The sequence below is a fragment of the Halorubrum sp. AJ67 genome (assembly GCF_000513435.1).
In genome coordinates, this window is sequence record NZ_CBVY010000002.1 from 266,926 (window position 1) to 269,179 (window position 2,254).

Genomic DNA, 2,254 nt, shown 5'->3' on the forward strand with positions numbered 1-2,254 from the left:
GCGTCGCGGGACTCCAGCCGCCCGACCGGGTCGCCGCCGCGCACGACGACCACGCAGTTCGTCTCCTCTTCGACCAGCAGCGCGGCCGCGTCCGAGAGCGAGTCCGACTCGCTGACGCCGAGAAACTCGCGGTGCATCACGTCACGGACCGTGGTGTCTGTTCGCATACGTCTCGAATTCGCTCCGATCGGCTAAAAGCTGCCCCCGATACCGTTATACCGGTACCGTTCGTACGCTTGCGATTTGTTCCCACACTAAACGGCGCGAGACCTTCAGAGAGTTGCCCGAGTTGTCCGTGAGTTGTCCGGGAGTTCTCCGGGAGTTACGGGCGAGTTGAACGCGGCGAGTCGAACGCGGCGAGTGATGCGGAGGGCGGGACGACGAAAAGGGAGCGTTCAAACCCTCCGACGTTCGAACGGCGGTATGGCCATTCCCTCGTTCGTGATCGGGATCGCGGGCGGGACGGGCGCTGGGAAGACGACGGTCTCCCGGCTCGTCACCCGCGATCTCGGCGACAGCGTCACTCGAATCCCGCTCGACAACTACTACGAGGACCTCTCGCACCTCGACTTCGAGGAGCGGCAGGAGGTCAACTACGACCACCCCTCGGCGTTCGAGTGGGAACTGCTGCGAGAGCACCTCGAATCCCTGCTTGAGGGCCAGTCCGTCCAGATGCCCCAGTACGACTTCGAGGTTCACAACCGGAAAGACGAGCGCATCACCGTCGAGCCGACCGACGTCATCGTGTTGGAGGGGATCTTAGCGCTGTACGACGAGGAGATAAACGACATGATGGACCTCCGGCTGTTCGTCGAGACGGACGCCGACGTGCGCATTTTGCGGCGGATCCGGCGGGACGTGATCGACCGCGGCCGCGACCTGGAGGGCGTCATCGACCAGTACCTCTCGACGGTGAAGCCGATGCACGAGCAGTTCATCGAGCCGTCGAAGAAACACGCCGACGTGATCATCCCCGAAGGCGCGAACAGCGTCGCGGTGAACCTCCTCGAAGAGAAGCTCCGCGCCGAGGTCGAGGGCGACGCCGTCAGGAGCTGGGAGCGCGGGAGTCTCGAACAGGAACTCGGCGAGAAGCGCTCGCTCGACGTCGACGGCGACGATTAATCGGTTCGATACGCCGACTCGCTGAGAATAGCTGTCGGAACAACGAACACCACTAAAGCCCCAGCCGCTCGCTACGATGCGGATTCTGCTGAGAACACGACCACCGAAGCCCCAGCCGCGAGGACTCGCGCGACTCGCTGCGCTCCTCGGTCGTTCGCTTCGCTCACTCCCTGCGGTGCTTACTTCGTCGTGCTTTGTCCTCGCGACTGCCCCTTCGATTCCCAGCCCGCACAGCACCTCACACCTCCGCAGCCTCGTCGGCGGCTCCCGTTGGTCGCCGCTGACTCCCTCGCGCGGTGCTCCTCGCGGTCGCCAGAGGCGACCGCTCGGAGGCACGCGCCACCGCACCGTCATTTATAAGCAATTGTCGCAGTTGCTCGTCGGTCAATACATATCCTCTTCGATTGACCGGGCTCACCGCCGCCGGCTTGCCACGCGCTCCTCAGCGGTCTCGGCGCTGACGAGTTCGTAGAGCGTCGCCCGGCCACCGTCCTCCTTCGGTCGGAGGACGCGCCCAAGCCGCTGGGTGAACTCGCGCTCGCTGCCGGAGCCGGAGAGGACGACCGCGACGTTGGCGTCGGGCACGTCGACACCCTCGTCTAAGACGTTGGCGGCGACGACGCGCCCGTAGGTCCCATCGCGGAAGCGTTCGAGGATCTCGCGGCGCTCCTTCGCGCCCGTCTCGGCGGTGATCGCGGGCAGCAGGAACCGCTCCGAGAGCCGGTAGACGAGGTCGGTGTGGCCGGTGAACACGATCACGCGGTCGTCGCGGTGGCGGTCGAGGATCCCCGCCAGCTTTGCCACCTTCCGCTCGGCGTTCATCATGATCTCCCGGGCGTCCTGTTTCGCGAGGAGGGCCTCGCGGGCGGCGGGGTCGTTGCCGGAGCGCTTGACCAGCTCCTGATAGTCGCTCCCGCTGGTGAACGTGATCCCGGCCTCGCGGACGTACTCGACGAACGTACCCTGCTTCTCGTCGTAGCGCTCGCGCTCCGCGTCGGTCAGCTCCACCTCGATCCGCCGGATGTCGTAGGGCGCGAGGTGGTCACCGGCGAGGTCGTCGACATCGAGCGCGTAGACGCGGTCGCCGACCAGCTCCGCGACCGCCTCGTGAGCGCCGTCGGGGCGCTCGAAG

The 2,254-nt window shown here is 65.9% G+C and carries 3 protein-coding genes; 1 reads left to right on the forward strand and 2 read right to left on the reverse strand.

Annotated elements, in window-relative coordinates; genetic code table 11:
• The coding region (locus tag BN903_RS15485) for a CBS domain-containing protein (protein ID WP_195155705.1) at window positions 1–167 on the reverse strand (167 nt) is incomplete at its 3' end.
• A gap of 256 nt (window positions 168–423) precedes the next feature.
• Between BN903_RS15485 and udk the strand changes: the two genes are divergently transcribed.
• Entirely contained in the window at window positions 424–1,122 is a 699-nt protein-coding gene (gene udk / locus BN903_RS03125) for a uridine kinase (RefSeq protein WP_048076332.1), read from the forward strand.
• Window positions 1,123–1,536: 414 nt separating this feature from the next.
• Here udk and BN903_RS03130 read toward each other — a convergent pair.
• Window positions 1,537–2,254: helicase-related protein (locus BN903_RS03130; RefSeq protein WP_048076333.1), on the reverse strand; the 718-nt coding region annotated here is incomplete at its 5' end.